The 20,021-nt window shown below is 65.7% G+C and carries 20 protein-coding genes; 11 read left to right on the top strand and 9 right to left on the bottom strand.

Annotation, left to right across the window (positions count from 1 at the left end):
• Window positions 1-19: 19 nt before the first annotated feature.
• Window positions 20-805 carry an exodeoxyribonuclease III gene (locus ABIC76_RS10335; protein WP_102064241.1) on the top strand — a complete coding sequence of 262 codons (786 nt, stop codon included), beginning with the start codon at window positions 20-22 and terminating at the stop codon, window positions 803-805.
• 127 nt (window positions 806-932) lie between these two features.
• Entirely contained in the window at window positions 933-1,946 is a 1,014-nt protein-coding gene (gene argC, locus ABIC76_RS10340) for an N-acetyl-gamma-glutamyl-phosphate reductase (protein ID WP_102064242.1), read from the top strand.
• Between the two features lie 61 nt (window positions 1,947-2,007).
• On the opposite strand, the gene ABIC76_RS10345 is transcribed toward argC, so the two are convergent.
• From ABIC76_RS10345 to ABIC76_RS10360, 4 genes are all read right to left on the bottom strand, one after another.
• Window positions 2,008-2,916 (bottom strand): prohibitin family protein, encoded by a 909-nt coding sequence (locus ABIC76_RS10345; protein ID WP_102064243.1) that lies wholly within the window; start codon window positions 2,914-2,916, stop codon window positions 2,008-2,010.
• Window positions 2,917-3,223: 307 nt separating this feature from the next.
• Window positions 3,224-3,979: a YdcF family protein gene (locus ABIC76_RS10350; RefSeq protein WP_354533889.1), complete on the bottom strand. Its 756-nt coding sequence runs from the start codon at window positions 3,977-3,979 to the stop codon at window positions 3,224-3,226.
• A gap of 112 nt (window positions 3,980-4,091) precedes the next feature.
• A complete protein-coding gene (locus ABIC76_RS10355; protein ID WP_354533890.1) occupies window positions 4,092-4,697 on the bottom strand; it encodes a DUF6630 family protein in 606 nt (201 codons plus the stop codon).
• Between the two features lie 25 nt (window positions 4,698-4,722).
• Window positions 4,723-5,235 carry a MarR family winged helix-turn-helix transcriptional regulator gene (locus ABIC76_RS10360; protein ID WP_354533891.1) on the bottom strand — a complete coding sequence of 171 codons (513 nt, stop codon included), beginning with the start codon at window positions 5,233-5,235 and terminating at the stop codon, window positions 4,723-4,725.
• 220 nt (window positions 5,236-5,455) lie between these two features.
• Here ABIC76_RS10360 and ABIC76_RS10365 point away from each other — a divergent pair, with 220 nt between their 5' ends.
• Window positions 5,456-6,373 carry an EamA family transporter gene (locus ABIC76_RS10365; RefSeq protein WP_354533892.1) on the top strand — a complete coding sequence of 306 codons (918 nt, stop codon included), beginning with the start codon at window positions 5,456-5,458 and terminating at the stop codon, window positions 6,371-6,373.
• 12 nt (window positions 6,374-6,385) lie between these two features.
• Here the strand turns inward: ABIC76_RS10365 and ABIC76_RS10370 are convergent, their stop codons facing one another.
• Window positions 6,386-7,264, bottom strand: a complete 879-nt coding sequence (locus tag ABIC76_RS10370) for a hypothetical protein (protein WP_354533893.1) — start codon at window positions 7,262-7,264, stop codon at window positions 6,386-6,388.
• Between the two features lie 447 nt (window positions 7,265-7,711).
• Window positions 7,712-8,659, bottom strand: a complete 948-nt coding sequence (locus tag ABIC76_RS10375; RefSeq protein ID WP_354533894.1) for a M48 family metallopeptidase — start codon at window positions 8,657-8,659, stop codon at window positions 7,712-7,714.
• A 97-nt stretch (window positions 8,660-8,756) separates the two neighbouring features.
• On the opposite strand from ABIC76_RS10375, the gene ABIC76_RS10380 reads away from it, so the two are divergent.
• Window positions 8,757-10,046: a muropeptide transporter gene (locus ABIC76_RS10380; RefSeq protein WP_102064250.1), complete on the top strand. Its 1,290-nt coding sequence runs from the start codon at window positions 8,757-8,759 to the stop codon at window positions 10,044-10,046.
• 4 nt (window positions 10,047-10,050) lie between these two features.
• Here the strand turns inward: ABIC76_RS10380 and ABIC76_RS10385 are convergent, their stop codons facing one another.
• A complete protein-coding gene (locus ABIC76_RS10385) occupies window positions 10,051-11,244 on the bottom strand; it encodes a class I SAM-dependent methyltransferase (protein ID WP_354533895.1) in 1,194 nt (397 codons plus the stop codon).
• Between the two features lie 16 nt (window positions 11,245-11,260).
• On the opposite strand from ABIC76_RS10385, the gene ABIC76_RS10390 reads away from it, so the two are divergent.
• Window positions 11,261-12,079 carry an SDR family oxidoreductase gene (locus ABIC76_RS10390; protein WP_354533896.1) on the top strand — a complete coding sequence of 273 codons (819 nt, stop codon included), beginning with the start codon at window positions 11,261-11,263 and terminating at the stop codon, window positions 12,077-12,079.
• Between the two features lie 22 nt (window positions 12,080-12,101).
• Entirely contained in the window at window positions 12,102-12,500 is a 399-nt protein-coding gene (locus tag ABIC76_RS10395; protein WP_252692014.1) for a dihydroneopterin aldolase, read from the top strand.
• Window positions 12,501-12,779: 279 nt separating this feature from the next.
• On the opposite strand, the gene ABIC76_RS10400 is transcribed toward ABIC76_RS10395, so the two are convergent.
• Window positions 12,780-13,709: an arginase gene (locus ABIC76_RS10400; protein WP_027678571.1), complete on the bottom strand. Its 930-nt coding sequence runs from the start codon at window positions 13,707-13,709 to the stop codon at window positions 12,780-12,782.
• Window positions 13,710-13,734: 25 nt separating this feature from the next.
• The gene (rocD, locus tag ABIC76_RS10405; protein WP_354533898.1) at window positions 13,735-14,961 is read right to left on the bottom strand and encodes an ornithine--oxo-acid transaminase; all 1,227 of its coding nucleotides are present in this window, start codon (window positions 14,959-14,961) and stop codon (window positions 13,735-13,737) included.
• A 118-nt stretch (window positions 14,962-15,079) separates the two neighbouring features.
• On the opposite strand from rocD, the gene ABIC76_RS10410 reads away from it, so the two are divergent.
• The 5 genes from ABIC76_RS10410 to ABIC76_RS10430 all read left to right on the top strand — a co-directional run bounded on the left by ABIC76_RS10410 (window position 15,080) and on the right by ABIC76_RS10430 (window position 20,021).
• Window positions 15,080-16,003 carry a LysR family transcriptional regulator gene (locus tag ABIC76_RS10410; protein WP_354533899.1) on the top strand — a complete coding sequence of 308 codons (924 nt, stop codon included), beginning with the start codon at window positions 15,080-15,082 and terminating at the stop codon, window positions 16,001-16,003.
• Between the two features lie 86 nt (window positions 16,004-16,089).
• The gene (locus tag ABIC76_RS10415; RefSeq protein ID WP_354533900.1) at window positions 16,090-16,860 is read left to right on the top strand and encodes a TetR/AcrR family transcriptional regulator; all 771 of its coding nucleotides are present in this window, start codon (window positions 16,090-16,092) and stop codon (window positions 16,858-16,860) included.
• Between the two features lie 58 nt (window positions 16,861-16,918).
• Entirely contained in the window at window positions 16,919-17,893 is a 975-nt protein-coding gene (locus ABIC76_RS10420; RefSeq protein ID WP_354533901.1) for an HlyD family secretion protein, read from the top strand.
• The gene (locus ABIC76_RS10425) at window positions 17,890-18,861 is read left to right on the top strand and encodes an ABC transporter ATP-binding protein (protein WP_354533902.1); all 972 of its coding nucleotides are present in this window, start codon (window positions 17,890-17,892) and stop codon (window positions 18,859-18,861) included. The genes ABIC76_RS10420 and ABIC76_RS10425 overlap by 4 nt, the downstream gene beginning before the upstream one ends.
• Complete coding sequence (locus ABIC76_RS10430) at window positions 18,858-20,021, top strand: ABC transporter permease (RefSeq protein ID WP_354533903.1); 1,164 nt, start codon at window positions 18,858-18,860, stop codon at window positions 20,019-20,021. The genes ABIC76_RS10425 and ABIC76_RS10430 overlap by 4 nt, the downstream gene beginning before the upstream one ends.

Below are 20,021 nucleotides of genomic sequence, written 5' to 3' on the forward strand. Positions count from 1 at the left end.
TCCGCAAAAAAGTCCCGCCATGTTACGCATCATTTCCGCCAACCTCAACGGCGTTCGCTCCGCTGCCAGCAAAGGCTTTTTTGAATGGATGGGCAAGCAGGACGCCGATTTCGTCTGCGTGCAGGAACTGAAATGCGCGCAAGACGACATGACGCCCGAATTCCTGGCGCCGCACGGCTACCACGGCGTGTTCCAGCACGCGGTGAAAAAGGGCTACAGCGGTGCGGGCATCTACACCCGCCACAAGCCCGACGAGGTCATCATCGGCTTCGATAACGGCGAGTTCGACGCCGAAGGCCGTTACGTCGAGGCCCGCTACGGCAAGCTGTCGATCATCTCGGTCTATGTGCCGTCGGGCTCCAGCGGCGAAGAGCGCCAGCAGGCCAAGTTCCGCTTCATGGATCTGTTCATGGAGCATCTCAAGGACCTGCGCCACGAAAAGGGCCGCGAGGTCGTGCTGTGCGGCGACGTCAACATCGTCCACAAGGAAATCGACATCAAGAACTGGAAGGGCAACCAGAAGAACTCCGGTTGCCTGCCCGAAGAGCGCGCGTGGCTGACCAAGCTGTTCGACGAGGTCGGCTATGTGGATGTGTTCCGCACGCTCGACCAGCGCCCCGAGCAGTACACCTGGTGGAGCAACCGCGGCCAGGCGTACGCAAAGAACGTTGGGTGGCGTATCGATTACCAGATCGCCACGCCAGGTATTGCCGCCACGGCCAAGCGGGTGTCGATCTTCAAGGACATCAAGTTCAGCGACCACGCGCCCCTGACGATCGATTACGACACGAAGCCGCACTGGTAAGCGACACAGCAATCACTCCGTAGCGCTGCCGCGGAAATGTCTTCGTCAGCCGCTACAATGCAAACCTCACGCGCCGGCACCGCTTGCCGGCGTTGTCTTTGGCCCCCAGTTTTTTAGCGAGATCACCATGGCATTCAAGGTTTTCGTCGACGGTCAGGAAGGCACCACCGGCCTTCGCCTGCTCGATTATCTGTCGCAGCGCGACGATATCGAGCTGCTGCGCATCGCCGAAGACAAGCGCAAGGATTCCGCCGAGCGCGCCAAATTCCTGAATGCCGCCGATGTCGCATTCCTGTGCCTGCCGGACGTCGCCTCGCGCGAGGCCGTCTCGCTGGTCAACAACCCGAACACCTGCATCATCGACGCCAGCACCGCGTTCCGCACGTCGGACGACTGGGTCTACGGGCTGCCCGAACTGGCCCAGGGCCAGCGCGAGCGCCTGCGCAATACCAAGCGCATCGCCGTGCCGGGCTGCCACGCCAGCGCCTTCGTGCTGCTGATGCGTCCACTGGTGGATGCAGGCATCGTCCCGGCCGACTACCCGGTCACGGCGTTCTCGCTCACCGGCTACAGCGGCGGCGGCAAGGCGATGATCGCCGACTACCTGGCCGCCAATAACCCGAAGCTCGACAGCCCGCGTCCGTACGCGCTGGCCCTGGCGCACAAGCACCTGCCGGAGATGCGCGTGCAGAGCCGCCTGAGCCTCGCGCCGATCTTCACGCCGGTGGTCGGCAACTTCCTCAAGGGCCTGGCGGTGACGATCGGCCTGCACCCGCAGCACCTGGCGCGCAAGGCGAGCCCGACGGACATCGCCCGTGTGCTGGCCGATTACTACCAGGGCGAGCAGTTCATCCGCGTGGCGCCGGCTGACAACGTGGCGACGCTCGACAACGGCTTCTTCGACGTGCAGGGCGCCAACGACACCAACCGCGCCGACCTGTTCGTGTTTGGTTCGGACGAGCGCATGGTCGTCACCGCGCGTCTGGACAACCTGGGCAAGGGCGCGGCCGGTGCGGCGGTGCAATGCATGAACGTGCACCTGGGCGTGGATGAAGCGACCAGCCTGCATGTGGAAGCGCCGATTCCCGCAGCGGGCGCCGAGCACGCCGTGCGCGAGGCAGCGCCGGGCTTCGCAAGCTGATCGCCGCCTGAGCGGAAACGAAAAACGCGCCTTCGGGCGCGTTTTTCTTTGGCGGCGCGGCTTACTTGGCTTGCGCGCCGGCCGGGATGTTGAACAACATGCCGCCGCCGTTGCCGCCCGCCATCACACTCGGCGTCACGCCGTTCCACTTCTCGATGGCGGCACGTTCGAGCTTCAGGCGCTCCCACGCCAGCAGGCGGTCATCCAGCGACGAGGCGAGCGCACGGTTGGCTGCGGCTTCGCCTTCGGCAATCGCCACGCGCTTCTTGGCCTCGGCCTGGGCGGAGCGCACTTCGTTCTCGGTTCGGATGGCGTCCTGGATGGCCTTGGTCTTGGCGCTCACCGCGTCGAGCAGCGCACGCGGCGGGCGCAGCGAACCGACGATGCCGAACTGCTTGATCGACACGCCCAGCGGCGCGAGCCGCGCGTCCAGCTCCTTGGTGAGCCGCGCGACGAACTCCTCCTTCTTGCCGCCGTTCACATCGTCGAAGTTGTATTCCGAGCCGATGGCGACGATCACGTTGCGCGCGGTGTCACGCAGGTAGCCGTGCGTGAAGGTCTCGATGCGATCGGCGCGAAAGTTGGTGTAGAACGCCGGCACTTTCTCCCGATCGAGCTGGTACGAGACGGCTACGTCCACGTTGACGGGCACGGCGTCCTTGGTGTTGAACGTCAGCTCTTCGTTGAGCGCGCGGCCTTCATTCACGTCTTGCGTCCAGATCACGCGCTGCACGTAGGTCGGGTATTGGATGATCGCGGTCTGCACAGGGTTGTAGAACACGAACCCGGTGACGACGTTTTCATGCGTGATGCCGCGATCGACCAGCCGGTTGATCTTGATGCCCGTGTAGCCGGGCGGAATGATCTGCCAGTTCAGCAGGAAAGTCCGCCCGATCACGAGCGCCGCGACGGCGCCGAAGACGAGCGCGAGCAGTTTGACCGGCAGCTTGCTTGCCGTGACTTGAGGCATGAGGGTTCCCCTTGCTTGTTGGTTTGCTTCTGAGGTGTGGCTGGCGGGGCGGGCGCTGCTTACGCAGCGGCCTGCTTGCTGGCGCAGGAATCGTCAGCGATTCCCGTCAGGGATGGCCGCGCCCGGTGGGCGGGTGGTGGCAAGCAAGCTTGCCAATGGTGATGAGGCGGTGAGCTTCAATACGGCCGAGGTGGCGCATTGCGATGCCCGGATGTTGCGATGCACAAAGTATAGGTCGGCGCCGGATTTTTGCTGCCCTCCGGAAGCACTAGAGCGCCACTTCGAACGGCGGGGCAGCCGGGTCGAATCAGGCGTCGCCGGGATTGATGCGCGCCGGGTTCCAGCCCAGCGCGTTGTACACGTGATACCGCGCAATGCCGATCCACTCGTGCAGCGCGAAATCGGTCAGCGCAAAGTTGTACGCCATCGGCAAGGGCGAGGCCGCGGCCTGCAGATCGTCGGCGCGCACCGGAATTGGCGCCATGCCGAAGTGCGTGAAATACAGCAGGCTGCGCCGCAGGTGGATGGCTGATGACACGAGCACCGTGCGGTCCGGCGCGTATTGCGCCAGCACCGTGCGCGAGAACTGCGCGTTCTGCCACGTGTTCATGCTCCGGGGTTCCAGGAGCACGTCGTCCTTGGCCACACCCAGCCGGACAAGCTCGCGCTGATACACCGTTGCTTCCGGTAAGCCATGGTGGCGTGCATCGCCGCCGCTGACGAGGATCTTGCAATCGCCATCCGACTTGCGGCACGCCTGGTACAGCTGTGTGGTTTCCACCAGCCGCGGATAGGAGAACAGTCCCGGCTCGACCTCATCGCCCACGCGGAACGTACCCGCGCCCAGCAGCACGATGGCGTTGCGTGTGCCCCATTGGATGTGCGGCTCGTTCTCGAACGGTTTTTCCAGCGAATCGAGCAGCCAGGCCGGCACCGGCCCACAGCCGATCGCGATCACCAGCACGCCACAGAACACCGCCAGCCCGCGCGCAGCCCGACGTCGGCCGCGTGCTGCACACACCGCTGCCACGATCACCAGCACACACAGGATGGTCAGGCTCACACGCTCCTCCAGGTTGGCGCCCCACGCGCACACGTGAGCCGCCATCGTAAAGAGGAATGGCGCGGCGCGCGACCCGTCTTCTTACGGGGTTGTTGCGGTAAACAGGGCAGGGCTAGAGCGACAGCCCTTGCGACGCGCGAAAGTCGTCGGCCTGCTCGACCTTCAGCCCTGCGCGCTCGGCGTGGGCAAGTCCGGTTTGCAGCAGATCCGCCCGGATGGGAAACGCAAAGTAGTCGTCGCCCCCGGTATCGACGTGCAGCAATTCGTAGCCGTGCGGACGCAGCCATGCGCCGAAATCGAGCAGCCCCTCTGCAACGGTGCGCTCGGCTTCAGCGCGGGTCCATTCCCAGTGCGCCCCGATGCCCAGCGTGTCGAGCAGCTTCTCGGTCTGCCATTCGATTTCATCCCAGGCTTTCCAATCGACCCAGATGGCCAGCGTCCACGGCGCGCCGTCGCCCAGGTTTCGGGCAATCGACCACGTCAACAGCCCGGCAATGTCATCGCCCGGGAGGTCGCCGGTCCGCACGGACGCGGCCAGTTGGTCCGCCTCGGCCTGCCCACACGGCGCACCCACCAGGCACACGAACTCGGCCAGGGCATCGATCGCGTCCGCGCTGGGAGAAAAGTCGTCCCGCAGGATGTCGTCATCGCGCAGCGGGTCTTCCGATGTCGGTGTCGGCGCGGGTCGGCCGAACAGGTTTTTGAATCGCTTCAGCATGAACGTGTTCTCCTGTCGGTCGAACTCAATCGCCTGCGCCGCCGATCTTCCCTAGCAACTCTCGCAACATCGCCCGCTCCGCCTGACTCAACGCCGCAAGCATCCGCTCTTCGGTCTGCACATGCGAGGCGACCAGCCCGTCGACCAGCGCGAAGCCCTCGTCGGTCAGCACGATCTGCAGCCCGCGCCGGTCGTCCGGATCGGTCTTGCGGGCGATCAGGCCGCGCTTTTCCAGCCGGTCGAGCCGATTCGTCATGGCGGACGTCGACAGCATCATGTCCTTGGCCAGCGCGGAAGGCGACAGCGCCTGATCGCGACCGTTGCGGCGCAGCGTCAACAGCACGTCAAAACCCGCCATGTCGAGATCGGCTCCGGCCACGTTGGCGACCACGCCGCTGCGCAACCGCTCGCCGGCGCGCCAGACATCGCCGCAGACGGCCATCGGGCTCGGGTCGATGTCCGGGCGCTCGCGCCGCCATTGCGCGAGGATGTTGTCCATCGGCCCGCCCTGCGGGGATGCGGAATCACCTTGACCCATAAAAATCCTCGTCCTAGTATTTCGACATCGAATTACTTGATGTCGAGGCTCCGGAAGATCGTATCGGTTTTGCGGTGCGGAGACAATGCGCGCCATCGCGCGTGCCGCAGGGCCAAGGCGGCGCCCTTGGGAACGCTGCGCTGGCGCCGGAGAGCGAAGACGCCGCCTGGATGTGTCCTCATTTATTTCGATATCGAATAACGTGACATGGAGATTCATCATGCAGTTCAACCGTCTGACGTTGATGCTGACCACCGCTGCGGCGCCGGTGCTGTGGGGCACGACCTATCTCGTCTTCACGCAGACGCTGCCCGTCGGCCACCCGTTGCTGGTCGGCGCGCTGCGTGCGCTGCCGGCAGGTGTGCTGCTGATGCTGCTCGGCCCCGGCCTGCCGCCGCGTAGCAAGCTGCTGCCGCTGCTGTTTCTCGGGCTAGCGAATATCGGCGTGTTCTTCGCGCTGCTGTTCGTGGCGGCGCAGCGCCTGCCGGGCGGCGTGGCGGCAACGATCATGTCGGTGCAACCGCTGGTGGTCGCGCTGCTCGCATGGCCACTGCTTTCGCGCAAGCCGCGTCCCGCACAACTGGCCGCGGCGCTGGCCGGCTCGTTGGGGGTGGGGCTGCTGATTCTCGGCCCAGCGGCCAAGCTCGATGCGATCGGCGTGGTGGCTGCGCTGGCCGCGGCGTTCTCGATGGCGATCGGCACGGTGCTCATCGAACGCTGGGACCGCATCGGCACGCCGTTGGCAGTGGCCGCCTGGCAGCTCGCGCTCGGCGGCCTGGTCCTGCTGCCGGTGGCGTTGTTCGTGGAAGGCTTGCCGCCCGCGCTCACGGCGCGTAACGCGGTGGGCTTTGCGTACCTCATCGTCATCGGCACGGCGTTAGGCTACTGGCTGTGGGTCCGCGGTATCGGCGTGCTCGGCGCAGACGTGACGTTCCTGTCGCTGCTCAGCCCGCTGACGGCGACGGTGCTCGGCGCGCTCGTCCTGGGCGAATGGTTCAGCCCGATACAGACGGGCGGCGCGGTGCTGATCCTGGGCGCGACGGTGGCGGGGATGGCGTTGTCGCGGCGGGCGAAGACGGCCGTACAAACAACAAGCCCCGCGAGGCCGGCAAAGGCTGCGGGGCTGGTTGAGCGGTGAAGCTGCGCGGTATTACTGGACCGACATCATTGACTGCGAGAAGGTCTTCACGTAATTCGCCGGGGCCGGACCCTGATACGTGTTGGCGTTGTCGCACTTCACGGTGCGCTGGCCGGCGACGTCCCACCAGCAGCGCATGTCGATGGCGTAGGCTGCGTTGCCGGCGGGGCCATTCTGAAGCTGACCGTCGTTGGATTTCGTAATGGTTTCAATATGGTGAATGCGCAGCGTGTTGAACGTGCCGGCATCGGTGGTGACCGGTTCATACGCTTCCACAGTCGAGGTCATGCTGACCGTTTCCGTATAGCCGGCCGTACAGGTGTACAGCCAACCCGACGTCCACGTCTTGCCCACCGACAACGGGAAGTTCAGCAGATTGCGCTTGGGGTTGTACGTGCACGAGGCGTTGTTCGGGAACGTGCGCTTGAGGCGGTTGCCGTCGGCGTCTTGCGTAAACGTGTCATCCGTCACGTTGTTCAGAGTGGACGTCACGGTCGTGATGCCCGTGTTGGCGTCGACGGCTGCCGTGGTGTTCACACGCGTCTTTTGCGCGGTCGAGCCGTCCACGTAGTTGCTCGTTTCCTTCCACGTGATGACGCGACCCACTTGCGCCGTGCCTGCCGTGTACTCATGCGGCGTCACCGTGACCGTCACCTTCGCCGACTTGCTCGCGTCCTTGGTCGACGTCACGGTGATCGTAAACGTGCCGCCCGGCGGGCTCTTCAGGCCTGCGGTCCAGCTTTGCGTGCTGGCACCTTTGACGGAGACCTCGGTGTTGCTCGTCGCATCGCCGGATTTCCAATTGACGTCGGTGCTGCTGTCCAGGCGCAGGTCCTGACCCGACTTGACCGTCAGCGTGGCATTTTGGCTGCCTGCGCTAAACGTTTGCACCTTGGTTCCGCCGACGGTTGCGCTGACTGAAAAGCTGTTCGGGTCCGCAAAACCGCCGTTGCTGCTATCGCCACCGCCGCCGCAGGCGCTCAATGCGCAGGCGAATGCAATTCCCGTAAATCCCTTGCCCCATGCCTTCATTGTTGTACGTATCCCTGTATTCGTGATTTTCGTGGAAATCTGTGCGTAGAAATGCTGCGGGGCGCAGCGTACAAGGCGGGCAAAGTTGTTTTCTTAGGGTTTGCTTAAGATGGGGTGACTCCCTACCAAATGGTGGCCGCACTGACGATTAATCCCGCTGCAAAAGTAAAAACTCCGTAAATCGGCGGGATTTGCGGAACGGAAAGAAGTGTTGTCTAGAAGACCAGCGATGGATGCGGCTCTAGACCGCATATCGATGGAGTGTGGGGGGCGTATCAGGTGGAACGCGCGCCTGTTCGACGCCGATTATTGCCGCCGCACCATCGGCCGCATCGGCGCCTCGTCGCCATTATCAACAGGCGCCGCGCCCAGATATTGCATGTTCGACCGATATTCCGGGAGCTTCGCCATCGTCATATGGCGGGCGTCGGCAAACAGCGTGAGCGTTTCGGGCAAATGGCGTGACAGCACCGCCATGCGCGTGCGCCCCGAGGGGTGCGTCGACAGAAACTGCTTTTGCTCCGTCCCGCCGATCGAACCCATTTTCTGCCACAGCGTGAGCGCGGCGCGCGGGTCGTAGCCGGCGCGGGAGGCGATGTCCATGCCGACCAGGTCGGCCTCGGTTTCCTCCGCACGCGAGAAGGCCAGCAGGTGCATCTTGGCGCCTTCGCCCAGGTCCGTGTCGCCCCGGTTGCCGAAGCCGAACAGCTGCGAGATGACGTTGGCGCCCAGGTTGGTGATCTCGCGCTGGCCTGCACGGGCGCGGGCGTGCTCGCGCAGCGCGTGGGCGATCTCGTGGCCGAGCGCCATGGCGAGTTCGTCGTCCGTCAGCTTGAACTGTTCGAGCAGCCCCGAGAACACGGCGATCTTGCCGCCGGGCATGCAGAACGCATTCACCTGCGACGAGCCGATCAGGTTGACCTCCCACTGCCAGCGCGCGGCGTCGGGGTTCCAGCGCGGTGCCTGCGGTGTGAGGCGCCCGACGATGCTGCGGAGGCGGATGAGGTCGGGCACGTTGTCGGGCGCCAGCGCGCCTTCGTGGGCCGCGTTGTCGATGATGCCTTGGTACTCGGCCAGCGCGCGCTTGTCGATTTCTTCCGCCGGAATGACGAGGCGGATGTTGGGCGATGTGGTGGTCGGCGCTTCCAGCTTCACGCCGTCGGAGGGCACGGGCAGCGGGCCGTCCATGGCGGTGGCCCACGCAGATAGCGCGAGGCCGATGGCGATCAGCAGGGAGCGTGTGGCGCGGGGCATATGGGTGAGGGGCCGAATCCGTGCGACATAATATCGGCCAACGCACCGTGCCACGCTACGTGGCAACCCGCATTCGCCTTCCCCTCCGGCCCGCCGCATGACCTTCCACGATTACCTCGATATTTTCCGCAACCGCCGCATCGGCGCGATGCTGCTGCTGGGTTTTGCCTCCGGCCTGCCGCTGGCGCTCACCTCGGGCACGCTGCAGGCGTGGATGACGGTGGAAGGGCTGGATATCCGCACCATCGGGCTGTTCTCGCTGGTGGGCCAGGCGTACATCTTCAAATTCCTGTGGGCGCCCTTGATGGACCGCTTCACGCCGCCGCTGATGGGCCGACGGCGCGGCTGGCTGGTCCTGACGCAGGCGGGGCTGGTGGCATCGATTGCTGCCATGGCCTTCACGCCGCCGCACGCCGCGCTCTGGGCACTGGCGGGGCTTGCAGTGCTGGTGGCGTTCTTGTCGGCGTCGCAGGACATCGTCTTCGATGCCTACAGCACCGACGTGCTGCATTCGAGCGAGCGCGGCGTCGGCGCGGCCGTGAAGGTGCTCGGCTACCGGCTGGCGATGCTGGTGTCGGGCGGCCTGGCGCTGTATCTCGCCGATCGCGTGATGGGCTGGAGCAACATGTACCTGCTGATGGCCGGGCTGATGGCGCTGGGCATCTTCACGACGCTGTGGTCGCCTGAGCCGGAGGTGTCGGCGCGCCCGCCGCGCAGCCTGCAGGAAGCGGTGGTCGGCCCGCTGCGGGACTTTTTCTCGCGCCGTGGCGCCTGGGCGCTGCTGGCGTTGATCGTGCTCTACAAGCTGGGCGATGCGTTTGCGGGCAGCCTGTCGACCACGTTCCTGATCCGCGGCGTCGGCTTTTCCGCCGGCGAGGTCGGCATCGTCAACAAGACGCTCGGCTTGGCCGCCACCATCGTGGGCGCACTGTACGGCGGCACGCTGATGGTCCGGCTGGGGCTGGTGCGGGCGCTGCTGCTGTTTGGCGTGCTGCAGGCGGTGTCGAACCTGGGCTATTGGGTACTGGCCGTGACGCCGCAGCATCTGTGGACGATGGCGGTGGCCATCGGCATCGAGAACATCTGCGGGGGCATGGGCACGGCGGCCTTTGTGGCGTTGCTGATGGCGCTGTGCAACCGGTCGTTCTCGGCGACGCAGTATGCGTTGCTGTCGGCGCTGGCTTCCATCGGCCGCGTGTACGTCGGGCCCACCTCGGGCTACCTCGTTGAAGCCTACGGCTGGCCCGCGTTCTATCTGATGACCGTGGCGTTCGCCTTCCCGGGCCTGGCGCTGCTGTGGTGGATGCGCGGCACGATCGGCCGCTACGAAGCCGAGCAGAACGAACGGGCCCTGGAAGCCAAAGCCGCCAAGGCCGCGTCAGCCTGATCGACTAACCCAGGCGGTTCGAGCGGTCGGCATCCGCAAAGCCCGCCAGCGGTAGCGCCGCATCGATGCCTTTGCCCAGCGCGATGGCCTTGAACAGCTCGCCCATTTCCGCCTCCGACAGCAGCTTCTGCACGGCATTGGCCGCCGGCAGAAACTGCATCGGATCGGACGGATCGAGCGTCATCAGCAGCTCGCCCACGCCGGCGCTCAACAGGAAGCGCGCCTGGCTCGTGTAGCCGAGCAGTTCCAGTCCGGCTTCCTGCCCCGCCTGGGCAATCCCTGAAAAATCGACGTGCGCGGTGATGTCCTGCAGGCCGGGCAGCCAGAACGGATCGTCATGCGCGTGCTGGCGGTAGTGGCACATGAGCGTGCCGTTGGCGCGCTGCGCGTGGTAGTACTCCGCAGCCGGGAAACCGTAGTCGATCAGCAGCAGCAAGCCGCGCTCAAGTGCCGCGCCGGCGCTGCGGATGAAGCCCTCGGCGGCTTCGTGTGATTCGGTGATGAGATCGTCCGTGCCCGGCAGGGCGGCCAGCTTGGCGGGCACCTCCGACGGGTCAACAAGCAGGTCTTCCCATTGCAGGCCGTTGTCGGCATCGAGCACCACGCCGCGCTGGTGCCACACGCCGCCGCGGCGCGCCCACAGCGACACGGGCATCGCATCGAGCACTTCGTTGCCGACCATCACGCCAGTGAACGGCGCGGGCAACGTGTCGTGCCACCGCGCGAGCGCGCCCAGCTCGGAGCCGAGCGCAGTCAGGCGCTCCTGCTGGCGCTGGCGCAGCTCGCCAGAGAGTTCGACGATGCCGTAGCTGTCGGGCCGTGCGCCCAGCGCATCCAGTTCGGTGAGGATGCCGGCGGCCAGTTTGCCGGTGCCGGCGCCAAATTCCAGCACGTGGCGCTGGCCTTCAGGCAGAGCCTGCAGCACCTGCGCGATCTGGTGCGCCACGGTGCGCCCGAAGAACGGCGTCAGTTCAGGCGCGGTGATGAAGTCGCCGCCGTCTTCCACGCGGCGGCCGAACTTGGCTGCGCCGCCGCTGTAGTAGCCCAGGCCGGGCGCGTAGAGCGCCAGTTCCATGTAGCGGTCGAATGGAAGCCAGCCGCCGGCAGCCGCAATGGCATCGGCGATCATGGCGAACAGGTGCGCGGACTGCGCCTGCGCCGCCTCGTTGGGAAGCGGTAAACTCACGGTTTTGCTCATCGCCGGATTGTAAACAATGGCGCAGACGCCCAACCAGTCCACTGCGGAATCGGCCGCAGCATCCGCTACACCGCGGCGCATCGCCCTCGTTACCGGCGCAGGCCGCCGCGTGGGGCGCGTCATTGCCCTGGCGCTGGCCCGCCACGGCTGGGATGTTGCCGTGCATTGCCACCGCTCGCGCGCCGAGGCCGACGCCGTGGCCGCGGAGATCATCGCCATGGGACAGCGCGCCGCCGTGCTGCAGGCCGACCTCTCGGACGAAGCCGCTGCCGGTCGCCTGATTGCCGATTGCAGCGCTGCACTGGGTACGCCCACCTGCCTGGTCAACAACGCGTCGCTGTTCCAGTACGACGTGGCGACGAGCTTCAGCTATGCGTCGCTCGATACGCACATGCGCACCAACGTGGCCGCGCCGCTGCTGCTGTCGCGCGAGCTGCACCGTGCGTTGACGGCGGATGGTGCCGAGCGCCGCGGTGTCGTCATCAACCTGCTCGACCAGAAGCTCGACAATCTGAACCCGGATTTCCTCTCTTACACGCTGTCGAAGGCCGCGCTGTCGACGGCGACGATGCAGCTTGCGCAGGCACTGGCGCCCGCGCTGCGCGTGGTGGGCGTGGCGCCGGGCATCACGATGGTGTCGGGCGACCAGTCGCAAGGCGGGTTTGCACGCGCGCACCAGATGACGCCGCTGGGCCAGTCGTCCACGCCGGAAGACATCGCCGAGGCCGTGTGTTACCTCGCCACCGCCCGCGCCGTGACCGGCACCACGCTGTTCGTCGACGGAGGCCAGCACCTGATGCCGCTGGCCCGCGACGTGATGTTCCTGACTGAATAAACAACTCCCCCCGGACGCTCCCATGCTTTCCCTGCTATCCCACCCGCGCCTGTCGCACTGCCGCCGCATGTTCCTGCGCAACTACGAAGTGCAGATCAACATCGGCGTGCATGAATTCGAGAAGAAGGGCGAGCAGCGCGTCCTGATCAACATCGAGCTGTACGTGCCGCTGGAGCATTCGTCGCCCACGGAAGACAAGCTGCATGAAGTGGTGGATTACGACTTCATGCGCGACACCGTGGCGCGGCGTATGGCGCAAGGTCATATCCATCTGCAGGAAACGCTGTGTGATGACGTGCTGACGGCAATGCTAAAGCACCCGCATGTGCTGGCGGCGCGGGTGTCGACGGAGAAGCCGGATGTGTATCCGGATTGTGAGTCGGTGGGGGTGGAAGTGTTCCGCATTAAGGACCAGGCCTGAGCGGCTGTTTTGGCGTTGTTGGTGCGTTCTCTGTCTCATCCCCTGCCGGGGCTGAGTCACTTTCTTTGTCTTGCCAAAGAAAGTAACCAAAGAAAGGCGCGCCCGAGATGGCGAAAGATTCCTTGAATTTATGTCGCAGGGAGGGAAGGGAGGCAAACTCGCTGCGCTCAGACAGGCCTCCCTTCTTTTTCCTCCCTGCAACAGAAATTCAAGGCGCCATCTAGGGCATCAACGGCCAGACCGTTGGTGTGCGGGCGTTGGTGCCTGCGGTTTGGCGGCTTAAGCCGCCGTCGCGTATTCGCGGCGCTGGGCGTGCAACGCGCCTGCTACGCTGGCCAGCAGGTCCAGGGCCAGATGCGCTGTGATCCCGCCCTTGTCGTGGCGCGGGTTGTATTCCACCAGTTCGAATGCGGCGAAACGTGCGTCGCGCGCGCAGGCGGCGAGTGCCTGGGCCATGCCGTGTGCGGTGAGTCCATCTGTTTCGGGCGTGCCCACGCCGGGTGCGACGGCGGGGTCGAAGGCATCCAGATCCAGTGTCACGCCAAAGGCCGCGGTGCCCGATTTGACCTGGCGGATGGCGTCGGCCATGACGGCGCGCAGGCCGTTGCGTGCGACTTCGGCGGCGTCGACGACGCGCACGCCAAGCAGATCCAGCAACGCGCGTTCGGCGGGCTCGTAGCTGCGCGCGCCGATTACCACGACGTGTTCCGGCAACAGCTTCGGCGCGGCATCGCGGATTTGCGTGAGGGCCGCCGCGCCGTGGCCGAGCAGCGCCGCCAGCGGCATGCCGTGGATGGCGCCGGAATCGCTCGTCTGCGGCGTGTGGCTGTCGAGATGGGCGTCGATCCAGATCAGGCCGAGCGGGCCCTTCGGCCGCAAGGCGTTCGCCACGCCGGACCACGTGCCGATCGCGCACGAGTGATCGCCGCCGATGATCACGGGCACATGCCCCTGGTGCACGCTGTGCGCGGTTGCATCGCCAAGCGCGCGCGAGAAGCCGGCCACGCCCGGGAGCGCGGCCAGACGCGCTGAGCGGCTGTGCCCGGCCGACGTCGCCAGTTCGATGTCGTGCACGAGCGCAGCGTGCGTGTCCGGCGTCTGCAATCGCGCCAGCGCGCCGGCTTCGAGCAGCGCACGCGGGCCGTCCTTGCAGCCGTCGTCTTGCGCGCCGCAGCCGATGGCCGCGCCGATCAGATCGATGATGGTCATGTCACTCCCCTTGCAAGTTCTTCCGTCACGCCACCTTGCGGCGCGGCCACCCTGCCAGCGTCTGGCGGATGGCCTCCAGCGCCAGTGCCAGTTCAGCTTCGCCAATCACCAGCGGCGGTGTGAGGCGGACCACGTTGCCGTTGGTGTCCTTGGTCAGCACGCCGCGCTCGGCCAGCGCGAAGGCGAAGTCGTGTGCGTCGATGTCGGCGTCGAGCTGCAGGCCGATCAACAAGCCGCGTCCGCGGACTTGCCGCACGCCGTGGCCGACCAGCGTTTTCAGTTCATTGATGAACGCTGCGCCCACGCGCGCGGCACGCTGTGGCAGTTGTTCTTCCATCAGCAAGGCAAGTGCCGCCCGGCCGATGTGCGCTGCGAGCGGGTTGCCGCCAAACGTGGAGCCGTGGTCCCCAGGCTGGAACACGCCGATCACCGCCTCGCGGCCTGCGATGGCTGACACGGGCACCATGCCGCCGCCGAGCGCCTTGCCAAGCACCACCAAGTCGGCATCAACGCCTTCATGCCAGCTCGCGAGCACATCGCCGGTGCGGCCGAGGCCTGTTTGCACCTCGTCGCAGATCAGCAGCACGTTGTGCCGGGTGGCGAGTTCGCGTGCGAGCTTCAAGTAGCCAGGAGGCGGTTCCACGATGCCGCCTTCGCCTTGCACAGGTTCCATGAGGATGGCGCCGGTGTTGGGCCCGATGGCGGCACGCAGCGCATCGGCGTCGCCAAACGGAATGCGCCGGAAGCCCGCCGCGAACGGGCCGAATCCGTAGCGATATTGATCGTGCGAGGAGAACCCGACGATCGTCGTCGTGCGGCCGTGGAAATTGTTCTCGAAGACGATGATCTCGGCCGCCTCGGGCGCCAGGCCCTTCACGTCGCGTGCCCATTTGCGGGCCGCCTTGATGCCCGTTTCGACGGCCTCGGCGCCGGTGTTCATGGGCAGCGCGCGGTCCATGCGCGTGACGCGGCAAACGTCGGCCAGGAACGGGCCCAGCTCGACGTTGTGGAAGGCGCGCGACGTGAGCGTCAGGCGGCCCGCCTGCTCTATCAGCGCGGCCACGAGTTTCGGATGCGAATGCCCGAAGCTGACGGCCGAGTACGCCGACATCATGTCGAGGTAGCGCCGGCCGTCCGTATCGAAGAGCCACACGCCTTCGCCGCGTTCCAGCATGACCGGCAAGGGCGCGTAGTTGCGTGCGCCGTAACGGTCTTCCAATGCATAGCTCGGATGTTGCATTGCGGTCGTCATGATGGCCTCCTGCCTGGATCGGTCGTTCACTTGCGGCGGATTGTGCGATCTGACAGACTTGAAATCAAATCGAATGTTTTTCGTTTTTCGATCCAAAAATTTGATGAATTGAGGCGCCATGTCGCACTCGCCGCTGCGCTATCTGCATAGCTTCCTGACCGTTGCCAACGAAGGCAGCTTCGTGCGGGCCGCCGATCGCCTGGCCGTGTCGCAGCCGGCGCTGTCCTACCAGATGCGGCAACTGGAGCAATGGCTGGGCGTGCCCTTGTTCGAGCGCTCGGGGCGCAAGCTGGTGCTCACGCGGGCCGGTACGTCGGTGCGCGCGTGGTGCCGCGATGCGTTTGCGGGGCTGGACGAGCTGCGCGCCGCCTTGCACAGCGGCGAGATGGAACGCGTGTCGCTCAAGCTGGCGAGCGGCTCCAGCTTCGGGCGCTATGTGCTGATGCCGGCGCTCCTGACGCCGTCGCCAGAATCCGATGCGCCGCTGTTGGACGATGTGCGCCTGGAACTCGCCTTTGGCAGCGACGAAGAGGTCTTCGGCCACGTCGAATCCGGCCGTGCCGATCTGGGTTTCGTCTACACGCCGCGCACGTCTCGCCTGTTTGAGCACCACGCGGTCTATACCGAGGAATTCGTGCTCGCCTGCAGCGCCCGCGCACTGCGTGAGCACGCTTCGCCACGCACGCTGGCTGATTGCGCGGCGCTGCCCTTCGTCACCTACGACGAATCCGATGCGGTCTACGGGCTGTGGTTCAAGGCGCTGTTCCGGCGCATGCCCGAGACGACCGTCAGCGCGCATCACGTCTCCGACCTGGAAGAGGTGAGCACCTTGGTGGAGGCTGGCATGGGCTGGTCGGTGCTGCCGCTGCACGCCATCCAGGATGCAGTGGAGCGCGGACGCTTGCACGTCGTGCGCCCGATCGTGGCGCGACGCTGCCTGAACACCGTGTTTGCCGTGCGCCGCACGTCGAGCTTCCCAAGCGAAGCGCAAGACCGTTTGCTGGTGCGGCTTGCGCAACTGGATGCAGCGGCGCGCGGTTAGCCGCGCCGCCGTCGCGTTCCAGGCTGATCTGCGAGACGCAAACTGCTGCCTTGAAATTAATTAATTCGACAATTAATATTTGCAGCATGGCAACCCGCAAACCTTCCTCCCGCGGTCCAGGCCGCCCTCGCCGCCAGGACGGCGCAATGCAGGACGACCTCCGGGACCGCCTGCTCGACATTGCCGTCACGTTATTTGCGCGCGACGGCGTTGGCCCGACCACGCTTGCCGCCATCGCCCGCGAAGCCGGGGTGACGGCGCCGATGGTGCATTACCACTTCAAGACGCGCGATCAATTGCTCGACGCTGTGGTGGAAGGGCGCATCCGTCCGTTGATCGATCAGGTGACGGGCCCGGCACTGGCGATCATCGCCGACGACGCGCATCTGCCCGACCTTGCGCAGACGGTGGCCGGCGTGGCGCAGCGCATGGTCGCGGTGGCGACGGCCACGCCATGGTTTCCGACGCTGTGGATTCGCGAGATCGCCAGCGAGGGCGGCCAGTTGCGCGAGCGTGTGTTTGCCCGCATCGCGCTGGAGCGCGCCACGTTGCTGGTCGACCGCATTGCGCACGCGCAGGCCGCCGGCGCGGTGAACGCGTCTTTGCAGCCGCCGCTGGTGATGGTCTCGTTGATCGGCCTGGCGATGCTGCCGCTGGCGACGCGCGCGCTGTGGGGCCGCCTGCCGCTGGCGGATCGGGTCAGCGACGAGGACATCGGCCGGCACGTGGCGGCGCTACTGCTGCATGGCATCGGCCCAGTCGCCAAGGCGGAGCAAGCGGACGGGAAATCAGCCAAGCGGAAATCGAAATCGAAGCCCAAGTCCAAGTCCAAGCCAAAGAGCAAGGGGCGCGAGTAGGGCGTACACGGCAGGTCAATCGCATCAATCGCATCAATCGAATCCCGCGGAGGGCGGTATGCGGCAAGCGTTGTGCATGGGTAGGGCAGGGTCTTTGGCGGCGGTATCGGCCGCAGCCATCGCGCTGGCGGGCTGCGCCAAACACGACGACCGCACCTACCAGGGCTATGTGGAAGGCGAGTTCGTCTACGTAGCCTCGCCGGTGGGCGGGCGGCTCGAACATCTCGGCGTGCAGCGCGGGCAGACCGTCGACGCCGGTGCACCGCTCTTCGTACTGGAATCGGTGGATGAGACGGCGGCCCGCCAGCAGGCTGCCGCGCAACTGCAAGGTGCCGAAGCGCAACTCGCCGATCTGAACGTCGGCAAGCGCGTGCCGGAAGTGGACGCGGTGCGCGCGCAACTGGCCCAGGCGGTGGCGGCGGACAAGCTCTCGTCGACGCAGCTCGCGCGTGACGAAGCGCAGTTCCGCGCAGGCGGCATCGCGCAATCGCAGCTCGATGCAAGCCGCTCGACCGCGCAGACCAACGCGCAGCGCGTGCGTGAATTGACCAGCCAGCTGCGCATTGCCCAGCTGCCGGCGCGCAATGACCAGATTCGCGCGCAATCCGCCCAGGTGGAAGCCGCGCGTGCGGCGGTGGCGCAAGCGCAATGGCGGCTCGATCAGAAAGCGCAGAAGGCTACGCAGGGCGGTCTCGTGTTCGACACGCTGTATCGCGAAGGCGAGTGGGTCGGCGCCGGCAGCCCCGTGGTGCGGATGCTGCCGCCGGCCAACGTGAAAGTGCGCTTCTTCGTGCCGCAAGGCGTGGTCGGCGCGCTCAAGCCCGGGCAAGCCGCGCGCCTGCACTGCGATGGCTGCGCGGCGGATATCAACGCCACCGTCACCTACATCGCCACCGAAGCCGAATACACGCCGCCCGTCATCTACAGCAACGCGACGCGCGACAAGCTGGTCTTCATGGTGGAGGCGCGGCCGGCTGCGGCCGATGGCCCGAAGCTGCGCCCGGGCCAACCCGTGGAGGTGACGCTGCCATGAGCGCTCCCCGCCCCGAGGGCCAGCCCCACACAGGCAACGGCGACTACGCCATCGACGTGCGTGGCCTGAACAAGCACTTTGGCGACAAGCACGTTGTGAAAGACCTCTCCATGCAGGTCGCGCGCGGCGAGATCTTTGGCTTCCTGGGGCCCAACGGCAGCGGCAAGACTACGTCGATCCGCATGATGTGCGGGCTGCTGACGCCCGACAGCGGCAGCGGCTCGTGCCTCGGTTACGACATCCTTAAAGAGTCTGCGCAGATCAAACGGCGCGTTGGCTACATGACGCAGCGGTTCTCGTATTGGGATGATCTTTCGATTCGCGAGAACCTGGATTTCGTCGCGCGCCTGTACGAGATGCCCAGTCGGCGCGAGGTGGTGGACCACGCGCTGGAGCATCTCGGGCTGGCCTCGCGCGCCAAGCAACTGGCGGGCTCGCTGTCGGGCGGCTGGAAGCAACGCCTGGCGCTGGCCGCGTGCATGCTCCACAAGCCTGAGCTGCTGCTGCTCGATGAACCCACCGCCGGTGTCGACCCGAAAGCGCGCCGCGATTTCTGGGAAGAGCTGCACCGGCTCGCAGCGGAAGGCATCTCGGTGCTCGTCAGCACCCACTACATGGACGAAGCCGAGCGCTGCCACAAGCTCGCCTACATCGCGTATGGCGAACTGCTCGCGCACGGTACTGCCGATGAGGTGATCGCTGCGCAGCACCTGTCGACGTGGTCCGTCTTGGGCGGAAACCTCGTCGAACTGGGCCGCAAGCTGGAAGGGCAGCCCGGCGTGGATCAGACCGTCGCGTTCGGTTCGGTGCTGCACGTGACGGGCGCCGATGCGCAAGCGCTGGAGGGCACGCTGCGCAAGCTTGCCGAAGAATCCGGCACGCGCGCCGAGCCGATCGACACCGGCCTCGAAGACGTGTTCATCCACATGATGAAGCGCTCCTCCGACAACTACGGAGCGCAGCCATGAAGGCGGACGGCAATCGCTTTTCGTTCGTGCGCTGGTGGAGCGTGGTGCTCAAGGAGTTCCTGCAACTGCGCCGCGACCGTGTGACGTTCGCCATGATGATCGGCATTCCGATCATGCAGCTGTTCCTGTTCGGCTTTGCCATCAACGCCGACCCGAAGCATCTGCTGACCGGCGTGATTGCCGCAGACCAGAGCGAGTTCACGCGCAGCTTCCTGGCCAGCATGCGCAACTCCGACTACTTCGACCTGACGACCACGCTGACAGACGAAACCGCCGCACTTGAGGCGTTGGCCAAGGGGCAGCTGCAGTTTGTCGTATCGATCCCGCCGGATTTCACGCGCAAGCTCGTGCGCGGCGAGAAGCCCTCGCTGCTCGTGGAAGCCGATGCCACCGACCCAGCCGCCACAGGTCTGGCCGTGGCGTCGCTCTCGCAACTCGTGCAGGGCGTCGTCAGCAAGGACATGAAGGGCGCGCTGTCGCCGCTGGCCGGAGGCGCGGGCCCGAGCGGTGCCGCGCCGCCATTCGATGTGCGCATCCACAAGCTCTACAACCCGGAAGGCATCACGCAGTACAACATCATCCCCGGCCTGATGGGCACCATCCTGACGATGACCATGGTGATGATGACGGGCCTGGCCATGACGCGCGAGCGCGAGCGCGGCACGATGGAAAACCTGCTCGCCACGCCGGTGCATCCGCTGGAGGTGATGACGGGCAAGATCGTCCCGTACATCTTCATCGGGCTGGTGCAAGTGACCATCATCCTGTTGATGGCGTTCTTCGTTTTCCACGTGCCGTTTGTCGGCAGCGTGTGGATGGTCTACGTGTCGGCGCTGCTGTTTATCGTGGCGAGCCTGACGGTGGGGATCACGTTGTCGTCGCTGGCGCAGAACCAGCTGCAGGCGACGCAGCTGACGTTCTTCTACTTCCTGCCGAACATCCTGCTCTCGGGCTTCATGTTTCCGTTCGTGGGCATGCCGAAGTGGGCGCAGGTGATCGGCAACCTGCTGCCCATGACGTACTTCAACCGGCTCACGCGCGGCATCCTGCTCAAGGGCAATGGATGGGTTGAGCTGTGGCCCAGCATCTGGCCGTTGATGGTGTTTACGGTGGTGGTGTTGGGGGTGGCGTTGCGGTTTTATCGCAGGACGTTGGATTGA

This window comes from Ralstonia sp. 1138 (assembly GCF_040544795.1).
GTDB lineage: Bacteria > Pseudomonadota > Gammaproteobacteria > Burkholderiales > Burkholderiaceae > Ralstonia > Ralstonia flatus.